The sequence below is a fragment of the Lichenihabitans sp. Uapishka_5 genome (genome assembly GCF_033947565.1).
Classification (GTDB): Bacteria; Pseudomonadota; Alphaproteobacteria; order Rhizobiales; family Beijerinckiaceae; genus Lichenihabitans.
The window spans coordinates 1-22,190 of record NZ_JARPVX010000065.1; the positions used below are offsets into that span (position 1 = coordinate 1).

A 22,190-nucleotide genomic window follows, 5' to 3' on the forward strand; every position below is an offset into this window, starting at 1 on the left:
CGGACCCACCCTTAGTTCACGCCGCCAGCTGTCCCAAAAAGCCTGACGACGGACAATTCAACGATCATCCCCCCTTACTGGCCCGTCTGCCCGGTTCGGGTTCGAGCAGATCGACAAGCGTGATCGCATCCTTGCCGGTTTTGTGGCCGAGGCGATCCTGTCCGGACGGGGCAGCATAGACCTGCCGGCTCCGGTGCAGCAGGCCGTACAGGCGCTCGGACCCGACACCGTCATAGGGCTGACCCGGATGCTCGAGAGAGGGTCAGCCCTCCAGGTAAGACGACTGCTTCATTGGCGCCGTGGCGTCGCCCCTGAGCGCCGCCACAAAGCCGTTGTCGCAGCGCTCGACCGGCATGCCGCTGCCCCTGGCTCCGACAGCGGTCCTGGTTCAGCAGCCCCGGCTCGGAAGCGACCTGTCAGACGGCGGACGAACCGCCATCGCGATGACGGTCGTGAGCGGTAAGAGCCTCCGGAAAAGCACGCCGCACAGCTTCCGATGTCGTGGCCTAGTCGGACAATCCGGTCTCGAGCAGATCGTGCGTGTCGAGGGTGATCGCGATGCGCCGATGCAGCACGGGCGCGCCGCCTAGCAAGCCGACGGTCCGAAAGCGATACTTCGAACAGCGGAGATCACGGCCGTCTCGGCCGAAGATCGGCCCGAGAACACCGATCCTGGCCGTGATGATCGGTGGCGAGCCCTGGTGGCGCGCCTTGCGCCTCGATCGATCGGGTCTGCGCGCAGCGCATCGTCCCATGCTGGTAATCCCTCCGGTCCGGACTTTTCGAAGCTTTCTTTTGCAATCCCCCAAACAAGAAGCTGGCGCCACCGACCCTGAGCGGGGCGCACCGCCCGGAAAGGTACCACGATGACAGAGACGACCAACATGGAAGGTCTTGGCCAGGATAACGCCGACACCCCGTCGAGCATCGCCGAGATCTGGCAACAATGGGTCGAGATGACCGGAACCTTCCACGCGGCTTCGGACTCCAACAGCCGCGCCGCGACGCACGCCTATGGCGCAGCCAAGATCCTGGCCCTGTGCCTCGGCTCCATTCAGGCCACGTGCATGGACGACATCAAGCCCAAGGTCATCGTGGCTGCGTGGCTGAAGCACTACGGCGATGCCTCGCATGCGGATCTCATGCTGGAGGCGGCTATCGCTGCCGACCACGAAGCCCTCGCCCCGCCTTTCGAGCGCGAGTTGCACTAAGCCGGAGCCCGGCAATCTTCTCGCCTCATCAGGCCGGGCCCTCTCGCAGCGCCCGGCCTTTTCGTTTCGCGACCGCATCCCCGTCACAGACCGCGATGCCTTCGATCCAGGCCCCAGGTTGCGCTCTTGGCCGCGTCGGAAAGCCCGCTTCGCCTTTGAAGGACAGCCTTCCTCTCCCCCAACGGATACAACAACCATGACCGCCACCGACATCGAGCCCGTCACCGACGAGCTGACCGCGTTCGCCCCGCTTCGCCCTGTGGGTCACACTCTCGAGCACGATGGCGGCCGATATGCCGCCGTGGATCCCGATACGACACGGATCGAGATCATGGCTGTGGCCGACCTCCACGCCGAGATCGACAGCGCCACGGGCGGCCTGCCGGATGACGACCTTTCCAACGGCGAGGCACAGCGTGTCGCCCGCCTGCGCCGCCTGATCGACAACGGCTGGGCCCGCATCAAACGCCGGCTGCTTGGATCGCCCGAGATGGTGCAACGCCTGCATGGCGTGGCCGAACGTTGTCCGAACTTCCGGGAGGTGACGGACCTCGTCATCCGCGCGGCGCAACTTTCGGCCCTGACGCAAACACCCCTGTGCCTGCCGCCGCTGCTGCTGCTCGGCGATCCCGGCATCGGCAAGAGCCACTACGCACGCTCGCTCGCCGAGGCGCTTGGCAGCGATGTCACGATGCTCGCCGGCGCCACGTTGCTGGATAGCGCGACGCTCACCGGATCGAACCCGAGCTGGAAGGGCGCCCGTCCGGGCAAGGTCGCCTCGGCCCTGCTGGATGGCCGGAGTTGCTCGCCGGTGATCCTGCTCGACGAGATCGACAAGGTCCATGGCTGGTCGAGCGACAGGCCGCTCGATGCGTTGCTGGGCTTGCTGGAGCCGAGCGATGCTCGTGTGTTCCAGGACGACTATCTCGGCGTTCCCCTGCGAGCCGACGGCATTCTCTGGATCTGCACCGCCAACGATCTCACTCCGCTTTCGGCACATTTGCGCGATCGCTTCGTCACCCTACGGGTTCCCGCACTCACCCGGGCGCAGCGCGATAGCATCGCGCGCCGCATCTTCGACCGCCTGAATGCCGACTACCAGGATCGCTTCGCGCTTGCCCCGGCTGCGCTGGCGGTCGCGCGTGACCTCAACACACGGCGCCTCCGCGTCGTGCTGGCCGCGAGCTTCGGTTATGCCGCCGCGGCACGGCGGCTGACGGTGATGGATGCCGACGTCGCGGCGGCCCGGGCATTGATCCTTTCCGATGCGGCGTCGACGTCGACGCCCCGCATGGGCTTCCGCTTCGGAGTGGACCGGCAGGGCTGATCTAGACCGATCAGGCAGAGGATTTGCGCCCTCTCCCCCAGGAAGACCAGCAAGAACCAGCAAGGATACGCAGACCACCACCGAGCTGGGCATCCCCCCGGCTGCCCCCAGATGGCTGACTAGAGCCACACGCGACAAGGCACGCGCGACCCCGTCGCCGGCCCTTGCCGCCAGATCGGCACCACGCCGAACCCCGCGGCATCAATCACCGCCCTCCCATCGATCCGTCCGGATCAAGCACCCCCATTCAAACCTCGGAGTTAAAATCATGCCTGTGACCATGCCGACGATGCCGACCCTGATCGACCTCGACACCCTGCTCGACGTCACACGCCGCTTGCCGCAGGCAGAGAAGATCGCCCTGGCGTCTCTGCTGCTGCAACAGGCGGCGCAGCCCCGCTCCAAGGAGACGCGACGTCAGCCCGGCACCCTCCTCGACCAGGGTCCCGTGGCCAAGCCGGGCCGCGGCCGTCTCGGTCCGTCGACGCGCACGATGGCTGAGCGACACGCCATTTACGCTTCGCCGGCGTGGCGCTCGGCTTACCGACCCAGCCAGGAGGAGCTGCATTGCTACATTCTGGGCTGTGAACAGAGCCGGGTTCTCGCGGCGCTGCTCGGCGAACCGATCTTCAAGGTCGGCACGGCCCAGATGGGCCGCCTGAACCTGCGCGTGGCCGAGCTCAACCGCCAGCGCTACGGCAGCCTCATGCGCGCCGCGGACGGATCGGGCTACAGCGACGAGCAAGGCTTCAACACCTGGACGGCACCGCCCAAGCTGCAGCTCCGGCCACCGCACCCGCTCGGGCCTGTGCGGGTCGGAACCGAGACCTTCATCGTACGCCTGCCGGTAGGCCTGTCGCACGGCGTGTTCGAAAGCGCCCTCAATCGCGCACTGCGTCCAGCAAGTCTGCGTAGCTACGTCGACAGCGACGAAGGCCGCGCCGCGCTGGCGCGGCGAGGCCTCGATCCGGACCAGTTTCTGCGCGCCAGCCTCGACCGGCCGACAGGACTGCCCGTGGCGGCGATCGAGCTCATTCTGCTTCGCCCTCAGGCCGACGGTCCCGCACTTGCCGGAATTCTCGAGGACATCGTCATCGATCACGTTCTCGGCCTCCGGATGCGGCGGGCGGCCTGACCCGCTCCGGATATGGAGCGGGTTTCAACAGACCTGCCCTGACACGTCGGGGCACGCTGTCGTGCTCCCATAACGGCGGTCGTCCTCACCTCTCCCTGCCAATCTGAACGCCAGGTCGATCCAAGCCCGATCCTGCCAGCCTCAACCGGCCGTTTATGCCCCTCCCTCACCGGACATCTCGATGCTCGATACCCCCTCCGCGGCTCCGCCGTCCCCTTTCACGCCGTCCCGCAGCGGCACACCCGACCTCCCTGAAACCGTCACCCTGTCGACCTTCTTAACCCGCACCGGCGCGGTGCTGCGGGCCGGCTGGCCCGCCGCCCTCTGGGTGGAAGTGACGGTGATCAAGGTCACAAGCAATGCCGGCGGCCATGCCCTCGAGCTGATCGACCCTGGTCCACGCGGTGCCCTGGCCGGACAGCTTCGCGCCTTTCTGCCCGCCGCCGCGCTGCCGGAGATCCGGCGCGGGCTCGGTGTCGCCTTCGAGCCGGCACAACTCACCGGCCTCACCGCGGTGCTGCGTCTGTCGCCGGGGTTCGACCCCAAATGGCACCTCCAGGCGCGCGTGCTCGGGCTTGCCCGATCGCTGCAGGCGAGCTTGGCGGCGCGACTTCTGGCCGACCTCCGCGACCGGCTGCGCCAGGAGGGGCTGCTCGACCGGCAGCGCCGGTTGCCGCGTCCGGCCGATGTCACCCGCCTGGCGGTGATCCATCCTGCAGGTAGCGCCGGTCTCGCCGACGTCGAGCGCGAGTTGCGGAGCTGGGCGACCGCCGGCATCCTGCAGGTTCGTTTCATCGCGACGCCGTTCGAGGGCGTGGCGGCCGGAGCGGGTCTCGCTGCTGCGGTCTGCCGGGCCGCGGAACCGCTTGCGGGTCATCCGCCCGACCTCGTGCTCCTAGTGCGTGGCGGTGGAGCGCGCAGCGGTCTGCTGGCGCTCGACGATGAAGCGCTGGCTCGCGCGGTCGCGACCCTGCCGGTACCGGTCGTGACCGGCCTCGGCCACGCCACCGATCGGTCTCTCATCGATGAAGTCGTGGCATCCGGCATGGCGGTCGATACGCCCAGCAAGGCGCTTGCGGTCGTGCGCGAGCTGTTGCGGGAGCCGGCTCGTCGGGCGCGGGCCAACCGCGACGGCATCGGGCTGATCGCCACCGGGCGCCTCGACGGGGCCACGACCGAGCTCGCGATGGTAGGGGACCGCGTCCTTGCCAGCGCCGAGCGCATGCATGTCGGAGCGACCGGTGGTTTAGCGGCGCTCTGGGTCGACCTGCGGGCGAAGCTCGCCGAGGGCCGAGCCGAGATCGACGGGCTTTCGGCCGATCTCGACCGCCAGTTCGGTTGCCTCAGCGATGCGGTGCCGGCCATGCTCGAGCGTGCCGTGATGAAGGCCGAACAGCAGATGCGCGGCGTCAGTGACGCCGTCCGGCAACGCATCACGCAGGTGCCTGACCCGCAGGCGCCGTTCGCCGCCGCTCTCGCTCGTGCCGCGCTGCTGGTCGCCGCGGCGGAGCGTGAGGCCGAGCGGCTTCTCGACGCCGTCGTGACCTCCGTATTCAGGCACCTCGACGGTGTCGACGCCCTGTTGCGGCAAGCCGCGGCAGGGCTCGCCGACCTCGACCATGGAGCCGTGCTCGGCCGCGGCTACGCGCTGGCCCGCGACGTCACCGGCCAGGTGCTGGCAAGCCGCGCCGCCGCGTTCGCGGCTGGCCGCTTCACCCTTGAATTCGGAGACGGCGTACTGGCCGTCGTCGCCGTGCAATCCCAATCAGCCAGTCTGTAAGGAGCAAAGCCATGACCCCCAGCAAGACCACGACGCTGCCGCAGGCCGCCGACACGATCCTGAAGGCGACCGCGACCTACGCCGAAGCCTACGCGACCCTGTCGTCCATCGCCGAGCGGCTGCGCGCCACCGGCTCGACGGCCAGCATCGATCGGCTCGCAGCCGACCTCAGGGCCGCCCGTTCCGCCCACGCGGTCTGCCGCGACCGCCTGGCAGCGATCCGGGCCGAGATCGATCAGGAGGTCGCGGCCGCGCAGGTTGACGAGGCCGTGGCGTGATCGGGGCCGGCCCCGCCAACGTCACCACCAGGGTGACGCAGCCGCCCGCGGGCACCCTGGCCCGGGGTCCCGGCCGAGCCGGGTTGTCCGGCCGGCCGCGATGGGCATAGCCTCAAGGTGGACACGGAAGGAACCACCGGCGCCGGTGAGCAGCGACACGCGACAACTCCATCTCGACCTCGAGGAGGACGGCATGTCGGGGCCGCATGCTGCAGCCTCGGCGCGTCGCGCGGGGGCGACGCACGGCGGGCACGGTGTTTGACCCGGAAGCGGCGGCTCGGCAGCTCGAGGCCCATGACGAATACAAGGTGCTGCGCCGGCTGCAGCCCCGTCCCGTGGCCTTGTCACGGCCGCTGGCGCCTGGCGAGCGGCTGGCGGTCGTCGTCGACACGGAAACCACGGGCCTCGATCACCGCCACGACGAGGTGATCGAACTCGGCATGGTGGCCTTCGTCCATGATGCGGACGGTGCCGTGCTTGAGGTCGCCAGGGTGTTCAATGCCCTCCAGGAGCCCTCCCGGCCGATCGGCCCTGAGATCACGCGGCTAACCGACATTACGGATGCCATGGTGGAAGGGCAGCGCATCGACATCCATGCCGTCGAGGCGTTTCTCGAGGCGGCCGACCTCATCAGTGACGGTCGTTGTGAAGTGCTCGGCATGGACGTGGGCCCGTCGGAGGCCGAGACGTTCTGGACGGACTTCCTACGCAAGCTCGACCGGCGCGGTCTGCGTAACGTCAAGCTCGTGATCTCGGACGCGCACGAGGGCATCGAGGCCTCGGTGGCCAAGGTGATGAACGCCACCTGGCAACGCTGCCGCGTCCACTACATGAGGAACGTGCTCGCCCATGTCGGCCGCTCGGGACGTCGTGTCGTCTCGGCCTTCATCGCCACCGCGTTCGCCCAGGACGACGCCGAGGCGGCCCGTCAGCAATAGCGGCGGGTGGCCGATCAACTCCGACCCAAGGTGCCCAAGCTCGCCCTCCTGATGGACACGGCCGAGCCCGACGTGCTGGCCTACATGGGCTTCCCGGCCGCCCACCGGGTCAAGCTCCACTCCACGACCCCGCTGGAGCGCCTGAACGGTGAGATCAAACGCCGGACCGAGGTCGTGGGCATCTTCCCCAACAAGGCTGCCATCACCCGCCTCATCGGCGCGATCCTGCTCGAACAAAACGACGAATGGGCCGTCCAGCGCTCCCGCTACATGACGCTGGAAAGTATCGCCCGAATCGGCGATGATCCCCTTGTCAGCCTGCCGACCCTGGCAGCCTGATCCTCCCGGCCCAAGCCGGCAGTCGTCGTGGCATCAGCGAGCTACACCACGCCAAGGGACACGACCACTTCTCAGCCGAGCATTGGGACTATCTGCGCACATCGAACCCCATCGAGAGCGTCTTCGCCACCGTCCCGCACAGGACGGTGCGTACCACGGGTGCGCTGTCGCCGAACACCGCACGGCTGATGGTCTTCAAACTGGCGATGGCAGCCTCGAAGACTTGGCGGCGGCTGAAAGGCGAGAGCCAGTTGCCCAAAGTCGCCGCCGGTGCCACCTTCCGAGACGGGACCGAGATCATAGACCTCACGTCGCATCGCGCCGCCTGATCGCCTCGTCACCCAAAGTCCCGCATAGCTCCAGAGGACACGATCTTGCCGAACGTTACGGTTATGTGAGAGGCAGTCTTGAAGGATCTGGCCTATGCCCTGTGGAGAGCTCGTTTGGGCAAAGGGAGGGTCAGACTGAAACACGCACTATGGTCCTGAATGATCGATCTCTCCGCTTTATCGTATGTGAAATCCGAAGAGGACGGCCTTTGGCGTCCCGACACCCCGAGGGCGAGTTTCGGCTATAGCGATGGCCCGGAAGAACGGTCGGTACGTGAGGCGATTGAAGGCGCGGCCGATCGCTCGATCTTCTCGCGTGATCTTGGTGGATGCATCTCAAGCTGGGTGACACGGTACCACCTAAGCCCGGCGCGTTCAGGCCTGCTATGGCCGGTGGCCGGGATGATCCGCGGGGACGTTCTGGAGATCGGAGCCGGCTTCGGCGCGATCACGCGTGCGTTGGGCGAGGCTGGTCATTCAGTCACGGCCTTCGAGGGCAGCCCGTTTAGGGCCGCGGCGGCTGCCTTGCGCTGCCGGGACCTGCCCAACGTCCAGGTCGCTTGCGACGATTTGGCGAACCTGTCCGGGACCGCGTGTTTCGACACGATCATCATGGTCGGGGTGCTCGAATACGCGCGCGCGTACTTCGGTGGCGGCGGCGTGGGCGATCCCGTGGACCGCATGCTTGGTCACGTCGGTTCCCTGTTGAGGCCGGGCGGTCGGCTGGTTCTCGCCATCGAGAACCAGCTGGGACTGAAATATTTCGCCGGCTACCCCGAGGACCACCTCGGCGAGCCGTTCGCTGGGGTCGAGGACCGCTACGCTGCCGATGGCCCGGTGACCTTCGGGCATCGGGACCTTGCGGCTCGGCTCGACGGCGCTGGCCTCTCGGAACATCGCTGGCTTTATGCGTTTCCGGACTACAAGCTGCCGGCCGTCATCCTGACCGACCGGGCGTCCGAGCCCGGATCCGGCTTCAACTCGGCCTCGCTGATCGCGCAGGCCGTCCGGCGGGACGTCCAGCGCCCGGCCGCACTGCCGTTCTCCGCAGGCGCGGCGTGGCGCCCCGTGGCCCGCAACGGCCTGATCGCCGATCTCGCCAACTCCTTCCTGGTGGTCGCCTCGCGTGAGGCGATCCCGGAGTCGAACACGGTCGCGTATTACCTCGCCCTGGACCGGCCTGCTCCGCACGGCAAGGCCGTGCACTTCGTCCAGTCCGGTGACGGCATCGTGGCCGAGACCCTGACGGCCAGCGGCGCGGTCGTGAGCACCGACGCCTATCGTATGGGCGTGCTCTGGCACGACCGCCTAGCTGATCTCGTGCTGCATCCTGCCTGGACCCTGCAGGATCTGGCAGGCTGGACCGCGCCCTGGTGGGAGGCCGTGGAGGCGATGCTGCGGTCATCGGGGGCCGCGTCGGAAGGCCTCGCGGCGGCCACGATCCTGCCATCAAGCTTCATCGACGCCATTCCACGGAACCTCATCGTCGGTGACGAAGGAGCGCATTTCATAGACCAGGAGTGGAGCATCGCGTCGAGCATCGAGGCGGGCTACCTGTTTTATCGCGCCGTGCGCGACGCCTTCCTGACCCTCGACACCTGCGCGGCGCCGGCGGCCGACGTTCCCCCGACCATCGACGAACTCGCCATCCGGCTCGCCTTCGGGGTCGGTCTCTGGATGACGCGGCACGACGTCCTGCGATACAAGGATTTCGAGCGTCAATTCCAGGCGCATGTGAACGGAACCACCGCGAGCTCGGACGAGATCGGCTTCGGAAACGAGCGTCTTCCGATCCGGCCATCCTTCGCGGACATGCAGCGGTCGGACGCCGACCTGGCAGAACTCAGGCGCCACGCCGCGAACCTCGAGGAACTCGTGGCCGAGCGTGACGGCCACGCGGCGCGTCTGCAAGAAGCTCTCGAGGCGACGCAACACGAAAGCGTGGCGGCCGCGACCCGCGATGCGGAGATGATTTCGCAAGGCAAGGGGCAGATCGAACAACTCGAGGAGCGCGTGGCCGAGCACGCCGGCCATGTGGCGCGTCTGCAAGAAGCTCTCGAGGCGGCGCGGCGCGAAAGTGCGGCGGCCGTGACTCGCGATGCGGAAACGATCTCGCAAGGCAAGGCGCATTCCGAGCAGCTGGAGTCTCGGGTTGCAGCGCTGGACAATGTGGTCGCGGCCCAGGCGGTCGAGCTCCGCACGCGAGGCGCGGCCCTCGATCATCTCGAAGGCCTCGTCGAGACCTTCCACCACCATCACGGCGCTGCGGCCGGTCAGGTACATCAGGCCGAAGGTGAGGCGAACCGGCTGCGCGGAACCATCGAGGCGATGCGGGTCTCGGCCTCATGGCGCGTCATGGGCCCTTATCGGGTTGCGCGACGCTCCTTACGCCGTCTCGTGTCGCGACGGGTGGCCCCCGGCGAGGGCATCGATGCGATGCCGCCCCAGGATGCCTTGCCTGTATCGCCGCCCTTCGAACTCTCCCGACCCCCGGGTTCGACGGGACCGAGGCGCAGCGCCGAAGCGGATCTGATCGCCGCGAGCGGTCTGTTCGACGAAGATGCCTACTCTGGAACCGAGGCCGCATGGGCGGCCTCGATCGACCCGATTGATCATTACCTTGCGATCGGAGAGCCGGAAGGGCTGCGGCCTTCGTCGAAGTTCGATCCAGTCTTCTATTGCGATCGCTACCCCGACATCGCGACCGCCGGCATGTCGCCCCTGTTGCACTTCGTCAGAGCAGGCGAACGCGAGGCGCGTCGGCCACGACCGGCCGTCGACGAACTGACGTTTTCGCCTGTTGATAAGACCGACGGGCGTCGCGTCGTGGTGATGCTCGTCCATGAGGCCACGCGCACCGGCGCTCCCCTGCTCGGGTTCAGCATCGCGACCGATCTGGCCAAACAGCATCTGATCGTCTCGGTCGTGCTGCGATCCGGACCGTTGGATCGCAATTTCGCCGATGTGTCAGCCGCATTCGTCGGGCCGATGGACTGGCATCACTGGCATCCGGCGGAGATGAGCCGTGTCGCCGAGCGTCTGGTGAAGACCTACGACCCTTTGTATGCGGTCGCCAACAGCATCGAGACAAGTCAACTGATCCCGCACTTGTCGATGCGAGGTGTCCCTTGTGTCGCTTTGATCCATGAGTTCGCTTCCTACACGAGACCGCTCAGCAAGCTCAGCGACGCATTCGACTGGGCAAGCGACATTGTGTTTCCCGCGCATGTCGTCGCTGAATCATCGTTCAAAACATTGCCGCACCTAAGCCGGCGCAACGGGGTGCATATTCTAGCCCAAGGGCGAGTAGATCCGCCGGCGGTGATGCGGGGGGTGAAACAGACAGCCTCACTAAGCCAGACGTTGCTGCCGCGTACGATCGATACGGTCCTCGATGGATCACCACACGTCTTCACGATCCTGGGCGCCGGAACAGTCGATATCCGCAAGGGTGTTGATGTGTTCGTTGCTGTCGCGGCCGCATGCAAGAAGATCGCTCCTGATCTTGAATTGCGCTTCGTCTGGATCGGTGGAGGATACGATCCAGAAACGGACCTCGCCTATTCAGCCTATCTGTCTGAGCATATCGCGCGGTCTGGAGTCGGCAGCACCCTTCGCATCATGAAGCCGACGACCGATCTTAATCCGGTCTATGCCGCGTCCGATCTTTTTCTCATGAGTTCTCGGCTCGATCCGCAGCCGAACGTCGCCATCGACGCGCTTTCGAGAGGGCTTCCGGTCGTTTGTTTCGCCGGCGCGTCTGGGACCGCCGAAGTCCTAAGCCAGTCGGCAGGAACCAAGATTCTTGTCGCACCTTACCTCGATGCCACGGCCGCGGCTGAGATCATATGCCGATTTGCAAGGGACCCGATCGCCCAGGAAAAGATGCGGAGCGCCGTAGCCCTCCGGGCTCGACAGGTCTTCGACATGGGGCACTATACTGCCCAGCTTGACGCTTGGGGGCGTAAAGCGGCCGCCGCCCTGCGGACCGAGGACTTGAATACCTTGCTGCAAGCCGATCTCGACGCCGCGATGGTCGTGCCGCCGAGCGAGATCGTTCGAGATGGTGATTCGCTAGCCAAAATTGTCAGGCAGCAATGGGCATCAGTCGGAATCAGCGAGGGCCAGACTGGCAACAATTGGTTTCGTCGTGGCTATGCAGGCTTTCACCCTCAGATCTATGCGTTGCATCACAGCCAGGCTTGTGTGGAGCAGGGTGAGACGCCGCTTGCCCATTGGCTGCGGGCGGGCAAACCAGCTGGCCCATGGGCGCGAAGCGTGCTGTCTCCTGCGCCCGCTGCGAGCCCATCCGATCTGCGCGTCGCTCTGCACGGGCATTTCTTCTATCCCGACTTAATCGTCGACTTTCTTGCTCGCCTTAATGAGAATGCCACATCGTGCGATTTATACTTGACCACCGACACTGAGGAGAAAGCCGCTGAACTGGCGAACATCTGCAATGGGAGAAAGACTTGCAGAATATTGGTTAACCCCAACAAAGGCAGGGACATCGGCCCGTTCCTGCATGTCCTGAGAAATATCCAAACCTCGAATTACGATCTCGTCGGCCATGTTCACGGGAAGAAGAGCAACGCGACGGATGCTTCAATGGGTGAGCGCTGGCGGGACTTCCTTTGGAGCAATCTGGTCGGACCAAGCCCCATGCTCGACGCCGTCGCGGCTGCCTGTGTAGCGAACCCCAAGATAGGGTTGATCATGGCAGAAGATCCGCATCTCGTCGGCTGGGATGGAAATCGTGCGATCGGTGAGGCGCTGGCTGAGCGCATGAAGCTGGAAGTCGCTCTGGATGATGTCTTCGATTTTCCACTTGGTACCATGTTTTGGGCTCGGCCGGAGGCCCTTTCACCTTTGGCAGGTCTGAATCTAGACTGGAGCGATTTCCCCGCCGAACCCCTGCCATATGACGCAACGATGCTGCATGCTGTCGAGCGCTTGCTCCCCTTTGTCGTCCGCAGCGCAGGTTTTGATGTCGTGGGTATCAGAACCCCTGGATCAAACTGGTGAGCGCCCAATTTTCGCGTGAGAGTGTCTTGCAATGAGAACATGGTTTCGCAGAGCAGCCATGGACACGTCGCGCGACACGATCGGGAGGACGCTCGCAAGGTGCATGACGATCCGACCATCTATAACGGTCGTTTTTGCGCTCTTTATGCTTCTGGCCTGCGCCTATCTTTTCGTGATGCTTCATAAGCCATGGGACCTGCGCCCTGGTGCCGCTCACGACGATGCGCTCTACGTGGGGTTGGCGCGATCTCTGCTCAATGGCGAGTGGCTTGGCGTCTATAATGACAGGACGCTTGCCAAGCCGCCGGGATTCTCGTTCTTCATCGCTCTTGCTGCACTGTCGGGGCTGCCGTTCAATATTGCCGTGGGTCTCTTCAATGGAAGTATTTCTGTCTTTTTTTCCTGGGCTGTTTGGCGTCTGAGCCTCAGCCGGCTCGCAGCTTTGCTGGCGTTCGGGCTTGTGCTCTTCTCGCCGCAATATTTCATGCTGAATCGTGTTCTTCGTGAAGATATCTATTGCTATCAGTTTATGCTCTTCCTGGGTCTGCTCATCTGCTGGATGACCGATTGTAGAGGTTATCGTTGGATCGCCGCCGCCGGCGTCGCATTCGGGTGGCTCTGGATCACGCGGGAAGACGGTATCTGGCTTTTGCCGGGCGTGCTTGTCTGGCTTCTGCTGGATCAGCACCGAAGACTCGTCAGGCTCAAAGGTGCTTTGCTGTTCTTGTTAGCCGCCGTGTTGCTTCCGGTCGGCCTCGGACTGATGAACCGCGCGCATTACGGTCGGTGGGCGGTTGCCGAAATAAACGATGCTGCCTTCGTCAAAGCCATTTCGGCAACGCAGTCCGTGCGGGATGGGGGTCGTATTCCGGGAGTCGCGGTGACCAAGGCGGCACGGCAGATGCTGTACGATGTCAGCCCGGCATTGGCGACGCTGCGGCCCGTGATCGAGGCGCCTGGGTATTTCGATTTTGCCTGTTCAATTGCGGCGAACCGCTGCGGCGAAATCGGCAATGGATGGTGGCATTGGGCCGTGCGTTACGCAGCGTGGCAGCGGGGGCACCATCAGTCCCCGGCAGAAGCGGCAGCGTTCTATAAGCAGGTGAGGGCCGATATCGAAGGCGCCTGTAAGCGAGGCGCCTTACACTGTGACTGGCGGCCCATCGCGGCCCTGCCGACGATGTCCTGGAACGATGTTGTGCAGATGCCGGGGTATGGGTTCGAAATCATGCGGACCGCGCTCACCGCCGACCCGAGCGCGTTGACGGCGTCGTCCAGCGAAGGAGAGCAGGCTGCTCTCGGAGCGATGTTCAAAATCCTGAACGGGCCTCCGATCTTTGAATCGTCCGATTTCAAGTCAAGCTTTCTCAAAGGAACCGACGAATATCGCAGCTCAATCGATTTTTCCTTTCTCAAAACCCTGCTAGGCATTTATCATGCGTTACTGATACTTCTGGAACTTGTGACAATTATACTTGCCCTATGTTGCCTATTGTTAAGCCGAAGAATGCAGTTCGGAACCGCAGAACGGGTCTGCGTCGTCATTTTGACCTATGCCTTTAGTCGGATAGGGCTTCTTTCGATCATCGGTGTCACTAGCTTCACGACCGATAATGCGATGTACATCGGCCCTGTTTATCACCTTCTAGCAATATTCGTTTTGCTCGTCCTTGTCCTGGCATGGCGTCGCGTAGTTTCGATAATTGTGCCGAAAATGATCCGGGAGCAAGTCAGCCTCCCGTTTGTGTGAACTCGCCAGCCATAAATACATGCGGTTATGAAATGTAGGCTTATGGAATGGTTATCATTATCGGATTCGTTCTTGCCTTGCGGTTTTGGCTAAATTCTTCTCCTGCACTTGGGCATGGGAGCCGTCAATAACCACGATCTTGGCTTGAAGCGCGTCTGATTTGTCCTTATAGCGCCGAAGGCCATGGAGCACCTTAATGACTGGTGAACGCCATCTCGTACTCGGCGGATGCGGCTTCATCGGCCGCAATGTGGTGCGGCACCTGGTCGCCGCCGGCCATGCCGTAACGGTAGCCGACCGCGTGCCGTTTCAGGACGACCAGCAGGTCGCCCCGATCGCCTTCGAGGTTCTCGAACTCGGCACTGCCGATTGGGATCGGTTGCTGGAAGGCGTCGATGTTGTCCACCACTACGTTTGGGCATCCACGCCGGCGAGCGCCAACGCCGATCCGGGACGTGATCTCGACATCAACGTCGGGACCACCATCGCCTTACTGGATGCGCTTCGTCGACGCGGCGGTGGCCGCTTGGTCTTCTCGTCGTCCGGCGGCACGGTCTATGGCCGGATACGGCACGTTCCCGTCGCGGAGGACCACCCCATCGCGCCGATCACGGCCTACGGCACCGGCAAGGCCACGGCAGAACTCTACCTCGGACTTTACCGCGACATGTATGGCATCGATTGCCGCATCGCCCGCATCGCCAATCCTTTCGGTGGCAATCAAAGCCTCGTCTCGGGCGTTGGCGCTGTGACGACCTTCATTCATCGCGCCCTGGCGGGCGACACCATCGAGATCTGGGGCGACGGCACGGTGGTGCGCGACTACATCTTCATCGACGACGTCGCGCGGTGTCTGACCGTGCTGGCGACGCGGCCTTCGGTTGATCGCTTCATCTATAATATCGGAAGCGGCGGCGGTCTTAGCCTCAACGACATCGTCACCGAGCTCGAGACCCAGGTCGGTCATCCGCTCCGTGTCAACAGAACCCCGCGCCGCAGCTTCGATGTTCCCATCAGTGTACTGTCGATCGAACGAGCCAAGCAGGATCTCGGATGGGAACCCGCCTATCCGTTCCGCATCGGGGTCGAACGGACGCTCTCGGCCTTGCGCCGAAGCCACGAGCCGTCTTGAACCGATCGGCCAGGATTGTATGCGGGATCGGCGAGACGCAGGGCACGTCCTGACCTCGGCGTTGCTTCGGGTGGATCCCGGACCATTGCAAGTCGGCCGTAACCGATCGGAACCGCAGGCGCCATGACGTATATCGCCCATCCTCCCGCCTGGCTCTCGATCGGAGGATTTGTCGTCATCGCGGTCGGCCTCTGGGCCGTCAGGCTGCCGAGGCTTGTTCCGTCCTTGCCCGGCCGCCTGGCCTCGATCGACGGGCTGCGCGGCGTTCTCGCCATGTGCGTCTTCTACCACCACTTCTTCATCACCTACCAATGGAAGCATACGGGCCGCTGGGAGGTGCCGCCGACACACCTCCACAATCTGATGGGCGGCTGCAGCGTGGTGCTGTTCTTCATGATCACGGGTTTCCTGTTTTTCGGGCGCATCAAGGCGGCCCGCGGTGCGATCAACCTGAATGCCTTCTTCGCAGGTCGGGTGTTCCGGCTTCTGCCGGTTTATGGCGTCACGATCGTGCTGATCTATGCCGCCGCCCTGCGGGTCACCGGCGCGCCATGGTCGACGGCTCTGCAGCCGAGCTTCGAGCCGTGGATCTTCTTCCAGTCGACCGATATCGCCGGATATCCGGCCACCAACCTGATCGACGCCGGCGTGCACTGGACGCTGGCCTACGAATGGACTTTCTACCTGGCCTTGCCTCTGCTTGCTTTCGCCTGGACGAAGCTGCGCTTCGAGGCGTGGGCGCTCTTCCTGCTTTCCGTGGCGGCCCTTCTGGTCGCTCGCCTCAACCCTGTTTTGCCGCCTCTGCAAGGCCTATTCGTCGCCCCCTTCGCGCTGGGCGGCCTTGTCGGCGAGATTGGCCGCCTACCCGCGATTCGGCGTCATGCGGCAGGGTGGATGGGCACGCTTGTCTGCGCGTTCGCAGCCCTGACCCTGTTCTTGAGTTGCGACAACCCGTATTCGGTGTTCAGCTACCTGATCCTGCTTTTCGTGTTCGCGCCGATCGCCTGTGGCAACACGCTGTTCGGTCTCCTCCGGACGCGCACGATGCTGATGCTCGGCGAGATCAGTTACAGCCTCTACATGCTGCATGGGTTGGTGTTGTTCGGCATTTATACTCTGGTGCTGCCAGACGCTCTTTCTCACGCAAGCACGCCAGGGCGCCTGTTCTCTCTTCTTCTCATCGCATCAGCAGGCGCCATCGCAGCGGCTACGCTTGTCCATCTCGCCATCGAGCGCCCGGCCCTACGGCTCGGACGGCGCTTCGTGGCCATCAGCCGAGAGCAGCAGCTCGCTGCACCATAAAGCGGCGTAGGTGGCAGGCGACTGGGTATCGACCCTGATCTAGGTCGTGTCGTGCCTGGCCTTCCTTAGGCTTTGAGCCCCGCTCTGTTAGATCGCCAGAGTTCGCGGAAGGCGCGCAGCGCTCGCGTGCGCTACACCATGGGAGCGAAGGGTCGATGGACAACCGGAGATGCGCCATCTAAGTGCTGGGCTGTGTTGTCAACGATCCCCGGTGTTGAAGGAAGGCGAATTGCTAGACGACACTCTGCATCGGGGCACCGGCAGTCTCGACAGTTCGCTCCTCGTCAGCCTGATCGTGGTCGTAAGCGCTCATGCCGGCCTCGATGAGACTCATCTCGGCAAGCTCGCCTCGTTCCTGCGCGACCGCTACGCGTTCTTCGAAATCCTGTTGATCGGGCCCGAAGACTCGGACGTGATCGGGCCACAACTCCTGGTGCGTCTTGGGCATGTCGCGCCGCAGACACGCTTTATGCAGGTTGAAAGCGGCGCTGATTTCGACCGCATGGCAGTGCATGGCTATAGCGAATGCATCGGCGACCTCATCGTGCTGACCTCATCGGACGAACTGCCCTACCTGGATCTTGCGCCGATCCTCGAAAAGCTCCGCGCCAACGTGAGTCTTGTTCGCCTGCGGCGGCGCAGCAACAGCCTGTCAGAACGCTTTGGCGCCTTTGTGGTCCGTTTCATCACGGGGCTGCAGGTCGATACGCGGTATTTCCGCAGCCTGGGTATGACGCGCCAGTTGCTGAGCGAGTTGATGACCTATCCCGATGCGATCCCGGTGTTCCGGTTCATGGCGCATCGCCTATTCGGCCCACAAACGGTCCTGAAGGTCACTATGCCGCCGACGCGAGGCGGATTCCGGCGCTTGATGGGACGCATCGACACCTTCGCGCGCTTGTTGGCCGTCTCGGCGCCTCGCCTGCTTCGGATCGTCAGCGCCGTATGCTTGGCAGTCTCGCTCGGCTCGTTCCTGGTTTTCGTCTATGTCGTGACGACGTGGATGTTCAAAAAACAGATCGCGGAAGGGTGGACCACGACGACGTCCCTGCTCGCGCTAAGCATGTTCGTGCAGTTGAACGTATCGGCCGTATTGAGCCTCGGCCTGTCGCGCGCTTTGGATCGCCAGGAGCGAACCCGTCCTCCGCGCCTCGTTAGCGAGGCAACCGCAAGCGACCTATTTCGGGAGGTCACGATCCTGAACGTCGAGCCGGCCCATATGTTCAAGGACGGACCGGCCTGAACTCCGGACGTCACCCCGGCTGCCAGTGCTGACTTTTGTTCCAGGATCGTCGAGATCGATGTCAAACCCCCCCGCTCCCGTCATCCCGGCGCATGAATCCGCGGTGTTTCACAACAAGACGGCGCGATACTGCATCGTAATTCCGGTGATCAACGAGGGCACCCGAATCCAGGCGCAGCTCCGCAGGATGGCGGACCTCGGGATTGGCGGGATGGCCGATATCGTTATCGCCGACGGAGGATCGAAGGATGGGTCGCTCGATCCTGTTCTGCTTCGGGACGCTGCCGTCCGGGCGCTGCTCACGAAGACCGATAAGGGCAAGCTGTCGGCCCAGCTTCGCATCGGCTATGCGTTCGCGATCAAGGAAGGGTACGAGGGGGTCGTGACGATCGACGGCAACGGCAAGGATTCCGTCGAGTCGATCCCCTTGTTCATTCAGGCCTTGGAGGACGGCATCGATTACGCGCAAGCCTCGCGCTTTATTCCGGGTGGCAGGGCGGTCAACACTCCCCGTCTGCGCGATTGGGCCATCAAGCTGCTGCACGCCCCTGTCCTGAGCTTGGCCGCGCGCCGCCGCTACACCGATACGACCCAGGGATTCCGCGCCTACAGCCGCCGCTACCTAACGCATCCCGCTGTCCAACCCTTCCGCGACGTCTTCCAGACATATGAGCTTCTGGCTTACCTGACTGTGCGCGCGTCCCGCCTCGGGCTTGCGACCTGCGAGATCCCAACTACGCGGTCCTATCCGTCGGCAGGTCCCATCCCCACGAAGCTGAATGCCCGAGGCAATTTGGAACTCGTCGAGATCCTGTTCCGGACCTTGGCGGGTCGGTACAATCCATGACACGCGTCGTCGCGCAGACGCCTCGGCGCAGCTACGACGTGATCGTGATCGGCGCGGGCTTCTATGGCTGCGCGCTTGCAGAGCATCTGGCCCGGCAGGGCAAGTCGGTTCTGGTCTGCGAGATGGGGGCGATGCCCTTGGAGCGGGCATCTGCAGTCAATCAGGCTCGCGTCCACACCGGCTTTCATTACCCCCGCAGTTTCGCGACGGCGCTACGCTCATGGCATAATTTTGAGCGGTTCACCCGCGACTACAACGAAGCCGTCATCCGCGACTTCCAGATGCTCTACGCCATTGCCCGATATCGCACCAAGGTAAACGCGCGGCGGTTTTCAGGAATGTTTCAGGCCATCGGTGCCCCCTTGCGCGTGGCCTCCCCGGCTCAAAAAGCCCTATTCACGCCAGATCTGGTCGAGGATGTCTTCGCCTGCACGGAATACGCGTTCGATTATACAGTCATGCGCCGTTTGCTGATGGAGAGGCTCGCTGCGCTGCCTGTGACCTTCGCCTACAGGTCCAAGGTCACACGCGTCGAACGACGTCAGGAAGACGTTCTGGCGATCCGCTTAGAAAATGAACCGGACATTGAGGCCGTCCAGGTGTTCAACGTCACATATTCGCAAATCAATGCCGTCCTGAAGTCGAGCGGCCTTGAACGTCTGCCCCTTAAGCATGAGCTCGTGGAGATAGCGCTGGTGAAACCTCCATCGGAGCTCGAAGGGCTTGCGGTGACGATGATGGATGGCGCCTTCTTTTCCGCTATGCCTTATCCGGCCGCCCAAGCCTATTCGCTTACCCATGTGCGTTACACGCCCCACATGACCTGGACGGACGAGGATGACGTGCCGACGCCTTACGACATTGCCGCGAGTGTGCCGCACCGAACGAGATGGCGCCACATGATGAACGACGCCCGCCGTTACATGCCCGCGCTTGGGCAAGTGACCTGGCAAAGCTCGCTGTTCGACGTCAAAACCATACCGATCCGGAACGAGCGGGACGACGGTCGCCCCATCTTGTTGCAGGCCCACACCGAACTGCCAGGCTTTCATTCCGTACTGGGCAGCAAGATCGACAATATTTATGACCTCTTCGATGCAATCGACTAGGCCCCCTAACGGACCGACGCTGACCCGGATTCCGGGCGTCGTCCGCCGCCTCCTAGATCTGTCCTTGCTGCGGTTCTTCCTCGCCAGCCTATTCGGCCTTGGTCTCGACATCAGCGTCGCTTGGGCGCTGACCACCGTGGCCGGCCTGTCCCTGATCGGCTCCGTCACGGTGTCAATCGGGCTTGCGAGCGTCGTCATGTACTTCGTGCACGAGTTCTGGACCTTCGCCGGCGCGTCTCGGACCGCGTCGGCATCGCGCGCGTTGGGGACAGTCGCTTCGGCCCTAGTGGCTCTCGGGGTCAGGTCAATGTCCCTGTACCTGACTTCGACATGGCTCGGGTTGCAAGATCGCTGGATATTGACGCAGATCATCGCCGCCACCGGGCTGTCGTTCGCCACGAACTACCTGCTGGTGCGCCGCCTGCTGGACGGACGGGCCATCGAACGGTCCGCGCGGCAGGATGGTGTCGCTGTCGCTAGAAAACGGGTTTCCCCTTGACGCGTGCACTCATCGGCCATACCGGCTTCGTCGGATCCAACCTGGTAAAGGCCGGGTCGTACGATGCCGTCTTCAATTCCACGAATTTTAGGCAGATGTCCGGCCGGACCTTCGAAGAGATCGTTTGCGCCGGCATCTCAGCCGTGAAATGGCAGGCCAACAAGGAGCCAGAGCGCGACTGGCAGCAGATCCAGGCCTTGTTGGATGTTCTCGTAACAGTAAAGGCCGAGCGTTTCACGCTGATCTCGACGATCGACGTTTATCCCGACCCCAGTCAGACCGCCGACGAGGCCGAGGCGATCCAGCCCGATGAGGGGCAGCCCTACGGTAAGCATCGCCTCGCCGTCGAGCGCTTCATCAAGGAGCGCTTTGCCAGCGCGCTGATCGCACGGCTGCCGGCGCTGTTCGGTCCCGGTCTTAAGAAGAATGTCGTATTCGATCTGTTGCACGGCAACCAAACAGACAAGATCAACTTGCGCACGCGATTCCAGTGGTATCCCTTGGATCGCCTGGCGGACGATCTGCAGATCGCCGGGCGGGCCGGGCTTCGGGTAGTCAACCTGTTTCCCGAGCCGATCGAGACGGGGTACATCGTCGAGACGCTGTTTCCCCACGCTCAGATCGGCCCGTCGATCAGCCCCGCGCCTTTCTACGACCTGCGGACGCGCCATGCCGGCCTCTTCGGTGGCCAAGACGGCTACATCATGGATCAGGCCTCCGTGCTCGACGCGATGCGTCGTTTCGTAACGGCCGTACGCTCATCGCCGGATGCAACTAAGGGTCGGCTACAGGACCATGGATAAAGCCTCGATATCAAACATCGCATGGCCGTCCGAGAAGGATGACGAGGCCTTGGACCGCGCCGCCACCTTGGGCTTCAAAGGGATTGAGGTCGCTCCGGCAAAGGTCTTTGGCAGCCTTGATGAGGCGGATCCCACCACGGTCAAGCGCTACAGGGACCGGCTTGGTGCCCGACAACTTGCTATTCCGGCGCTTCAAGCCATCATGTTCGGTGTATCGGACGTCCATTTGTTCGCAGACAGTGAAGCGCGCAACCGCTTGGCGCTCCGGCTCGAGCAGGTGTGCAAGATCGCCGCAGGTGTCGGAGCCGGCGCCTGCGTGTTCGGTTCGCCGACGCTGCGCGATCCGGGCAACCTTGACGCCGCCGAAGCCAAGCGAATCGCCGTCGATTTCTTTGGCCGCATTGGCCGCTTCTATGCGGCACACGGGGTCGAGCTGTGCCTCGAAGCGAATCCGCAGCGTTACAAGTGTCGCTTCGTCACGAGCACCCAGGAGGCGAAGGCGCTCGTCGAAGCGGTTGGCGAGGCCGGCTTCTCGCTCCACCTCGACACAGGCACGGTGATGATCAACCAGGAAGGTGCCGATGTCGTCGAAGACGCTGCACGGGTGGCGTTTCACATGCATGTCAGCGAGCCCGATCTGGTTCCCCTGGGATCGTTTGCGGAGGCCGATCACGCCGGCATAGCAGCTGCAGTCGTTCGATCAGGTTATGATGGTTGGCATTCGGTAGAGATGCGGGCCAGCGAGGACTGGCAGTCAGCCATGGATCGGGCCGCGACGGTGCTTGGTCATTATACCAGCGAGCGGCGAGCCTGACTCGTAGGGGTTTTCAGGCGTCTTGAGGTATGAATCATCATGGCGACGGGATTTGCCATGGCTACGCCCATCCCCCTTCGCTCTGATTCCGACAGCATGGCGCGCGCCACGAAGGATGCGGATTAGGCACGCCGGCTCATTGCCCTGGCGCGGATCTTCGATGGTGGCTCGCGATCTGAGGCGGCAGCAATCAGCAGCGTCGCGCTTCAGATTGTGCGCGACTGGAAGGTGAGGTTCTCCGTCCCATCTGCACCCTCCAATCTCGGGAAACACTCTAGTGCACTGACGCGCACAGAGGATTCACAGGACGCTGGGCTCGTGCGAGTCTG

Annotated in this window: 15 protein-coding genes and 2 pseudogenes; all 17 read left to right on the forward strand. The window is 63.6% G+C overall.

All coding sequences use genetic code 11. The annotated features are described in order from the left end of the window. The first annotated feature begins 866 nt into the window (after window positions 1-866). The 17 genes and pseudogenes from P7D22_RS17390 (at window position 867) to P7D22_RS17470 (ending at window position 21,861) form a co-directional block, all read left to right on the forward strand. Entirely contained in the window at window positions 867-1,211 is a 345-nt protein-coding gene (locus P7D22_RS17390; RefSeq protein WP_319935518.1) for a hypothetical protein, read from the forward strand. Window positions 1,212-1,407: 196 nt separating this feature from the next. Beyond that, complete coding sequence (locus P7D22_RS17395; protein ID WP_319935519.1) at window positions 1,408-2,538, forward strand: AAA family ATPase; 1,131 nt, start codon at window positions 1,408-1,410, stop codon at window positions 2,536-2,538. 268 nt (window positions 2,539-2,806) lie between these two features. Continuing rightward, a complete protein-coding gene (locus P7D22_RS17400; RefSeq protein WP_319935520.1) occupies window positions 2,807-3,673 on the forward strand; it encodes a hypothetical protein in 867 nt (288 codons plus the stop codon). A gap of 181 nt (window positions 3,674-3,854) precedes the next feature. Further along, a complete protein-coding gene (locus P7D22_RS17405) occupies window positions 3,855-5,453 on the forward strand; it encodes an exodeoxyribonuclease VII large subunit (RefSeq protein WP_319935521.1) in 1,599 nt (532 codons plus the stop codon). A gap of 11 nt (window positions 5,454-5,464) precedes the next feature. Beyond that, on the forward strand, window positions 5,465-5,731 hold the full coding sequence (locus tag P7D22_RS17410) for a hypothetical protein (RefSeq protein WP_319935522.1): 267 nt from the start codon (window positions 5,465-5,467) through the stop codon (window positions 5,729-5,731). A 206-nt stretch (window positions 5,732-5,937) separates the two neighbouring features. Further along, window positions 5,938-7,008, forward strand: a pseudogene (locus P7D22_RS17415) (IS256 family transposase). Window positions 7,009-7,076: 68 nt separating this feature from the next. Continuing rightward, window positions 7,077-7,337, forward strand: a pseudogene (locus P7D22_RS17420) (IS256 family transposase); the annotation flags it as partial. 159 nt (window positions 7,338-7,496) lie between these two features. Next, window positions 7,497-12,362: a rhamnan synthesis F family protein gene (locus P7D22_RS17425; RefSeq protein WP_319935523.1), complete on the forward strand. Its 4,866-nt coding sequence runs from the start codon at window positions 7,497-7,499 to the stop codon at window positions 12,360-12,362. Between the two features lie 58 nt (window positions 12,363-12,420). After that, complete coding sequence (locus tag P7D22_RS17430; protein WP_319935524.1) at window positions 12,421-14,112, forward strand: glycosyltransferase family 39 protein; 1,692 nt, start codon at window positions 12,421-12,423, stop codon at window positions 14,110-14,112. 196 nt (window positions 14,113-14,308) lie between these two features. After that, window positions 14,309-15,244 carry an NAD-dependent epimerase/dehydratase family protein gene (locus tag P7D22_RS17435; protein ID WP_319935525.1) on the forward strand — a complete coding sequence of 312 codons (936 nt, stop codon included), beginning with the start codon at window positions 14,309-14,311 and terminating at the stop codon, window positions 15,242-15,244. Between the two features lie 123 nt (window positions 15,245-15,367). Beyond that, complete coding sequence (locus tag P7D22_RS17440; protein ID WP_319935526.1) at window positions 15,368-16,546, forward strand: acyltransferase family protein; 1,179 nt, start codon at window positions 15,368-15,370, stop codon at window positions 16,544-16,546. A gap of 214 nt (window positions 16,547-16,760) precedes the next feature. Next, window positions 16,761-17,789, forward strand: a complete 1,029-nt coding sequence (locus tag P7D22_RS17445; RefSeq protein ID WP_319935527.1) for a hypothetical protein — start codon at window positions 16,761-16,763, stop codon at window positions 17,787-17,789. Between the two features lie 145 nt (window positions 17,790-17,934). After that, a complete protein-coding gene (locus P7D22_RS17450; protein ID WP_319935528.1) occupies window positions 17,935-18,636 on the forward strand; it encodes a glycosyltransferase family 2 protein in 702 nt (233 codons plus the stop codon). Beyond that, on the forward strand, window positions 18,633-19,745 hold the full coding sequence (locus tag P7D22_RS17455; RefSeq protein ID WP_319935529.1) for an FAD-dependent oxidoreductase: 1,113 nt from the start codon (window positions 18,633-18,635) through the stop codon (window positions 19,743-19,745). Before P7D22_RS17450 ends, P7D22_RS17455 begins: the two co-directional genes overlap by 4 nt. A gap of 64 nt (window positions 19,746-19,809) precedes the next feature. Next, on the forward strand, window positions 19,810-20,244 hold the full coding sequence (locus tag P7D22_RS17460) for a GtrA family protein (protein WP_319935530.1): 435 nt from the start codon (window positions 19,810-19,812) through the stop codon (window positions 20,242-20,244). Beyond that, window positions 20,241-21,047: an NAD-dependent epimerase/dehydratase family protein gene (locus P7D22_RS17465; protein WP_319935531.1), complete on the forward strand. Its 807-nt coding sequence runs from the start codon at window positions 20,241-20,243 to the stop codon at window positions 21,045-21,047. Before P7D22_RS17460 ends, P7D22_RS17465 begins: the two co-directional genes overlap by 4 nt. A gap of 49 nt (window positions 21,048-21,096) precedes the next feature. Then, on the forward strand, window positions 21,097-21,861 hold the full coding sequence (locus P7D22_RS17470; RefSeq protein ID WP_319935532.1) for a sugar phosphate isomerase/epimerase family protein: 765 nt from the start codon (window positions 21,097-21,099) through the stop codon (window positions 21,859-21,861). The last annotated feature ends 329 nt before the right edge of the window (window positions 21,862-22,190 follow it).

Bases quoted from the DNA above. Each gene is read 5' to 3' on its own strand.
- P7D22_RS17440 (WP_319935526.1), top strand. From the start codon at position 15,368: ATGACGTATATCGCCCATCCTCCCGCCTGGCTCTCGATCGGAGGATTT.
- P7D22_RS17430 (WP_319935524.1), top strand. From the start codon at position 12,421: ATGGACACGTCGCGCGACACGATCGGGAGGACGCTCGCAAGGTGCATG.
- P7D22_RS17435 (WP_319935525.1), top strand. From the start codon at position 14,309: ATGACTGGTGAACGCCATCTCGTACTCGGCGGATGCGGCTTCATCGGC.
- P7D22_RS17395 (WP_319935519.1), top strand. From the start codon at position 1,408: ATGACCGCCACCGACATCGAGCCCGTCACCGACGAGCTGACCGCGTTC.
- P7D22_RS17410 (WP_319935522.1), top strand. From the start codon at position 5,465: ATGACCCCCAGCAAGACCACGACGCTGCCGCAGGCCGCCGACACGATC.
- P7D22_RS17400 (WP_319935520.1), top strand. From the start codon at position 2,807: ATGCCTGTGACCATGCCGACGATGCCGACCCTGATCGACCTCGACACC.
- P7D22_RS17405 (WP_319935521.1), top strand. From the start codon at position 3,855: ATGCTCGATACCCCCTCCGCGGCTCCGCCGTCCCCTTTCACGCCGTCC.
- P7D22_RS17390 (WP_319935518.1), top strand. From the start codon at position 867: ATGACAGAGACGACCAACATGGAAGGTCTTGGCCAGGATAACGCCGAC.
- P7D22_RS17455 (WP_319935529.1), top strand. From the start codon at position 18,633: ATGACACGCGTCGTCGCGCAGACGCCTCGGCGCAGCTACGACGTGATC.
- P7D22_RS17425 (WP_319935523.1), top strand. From the start codon at position 7,497: ATGATCGATCTCTCCGCTTTATCGTATGTGAAATCCGAAGAGGACGGC.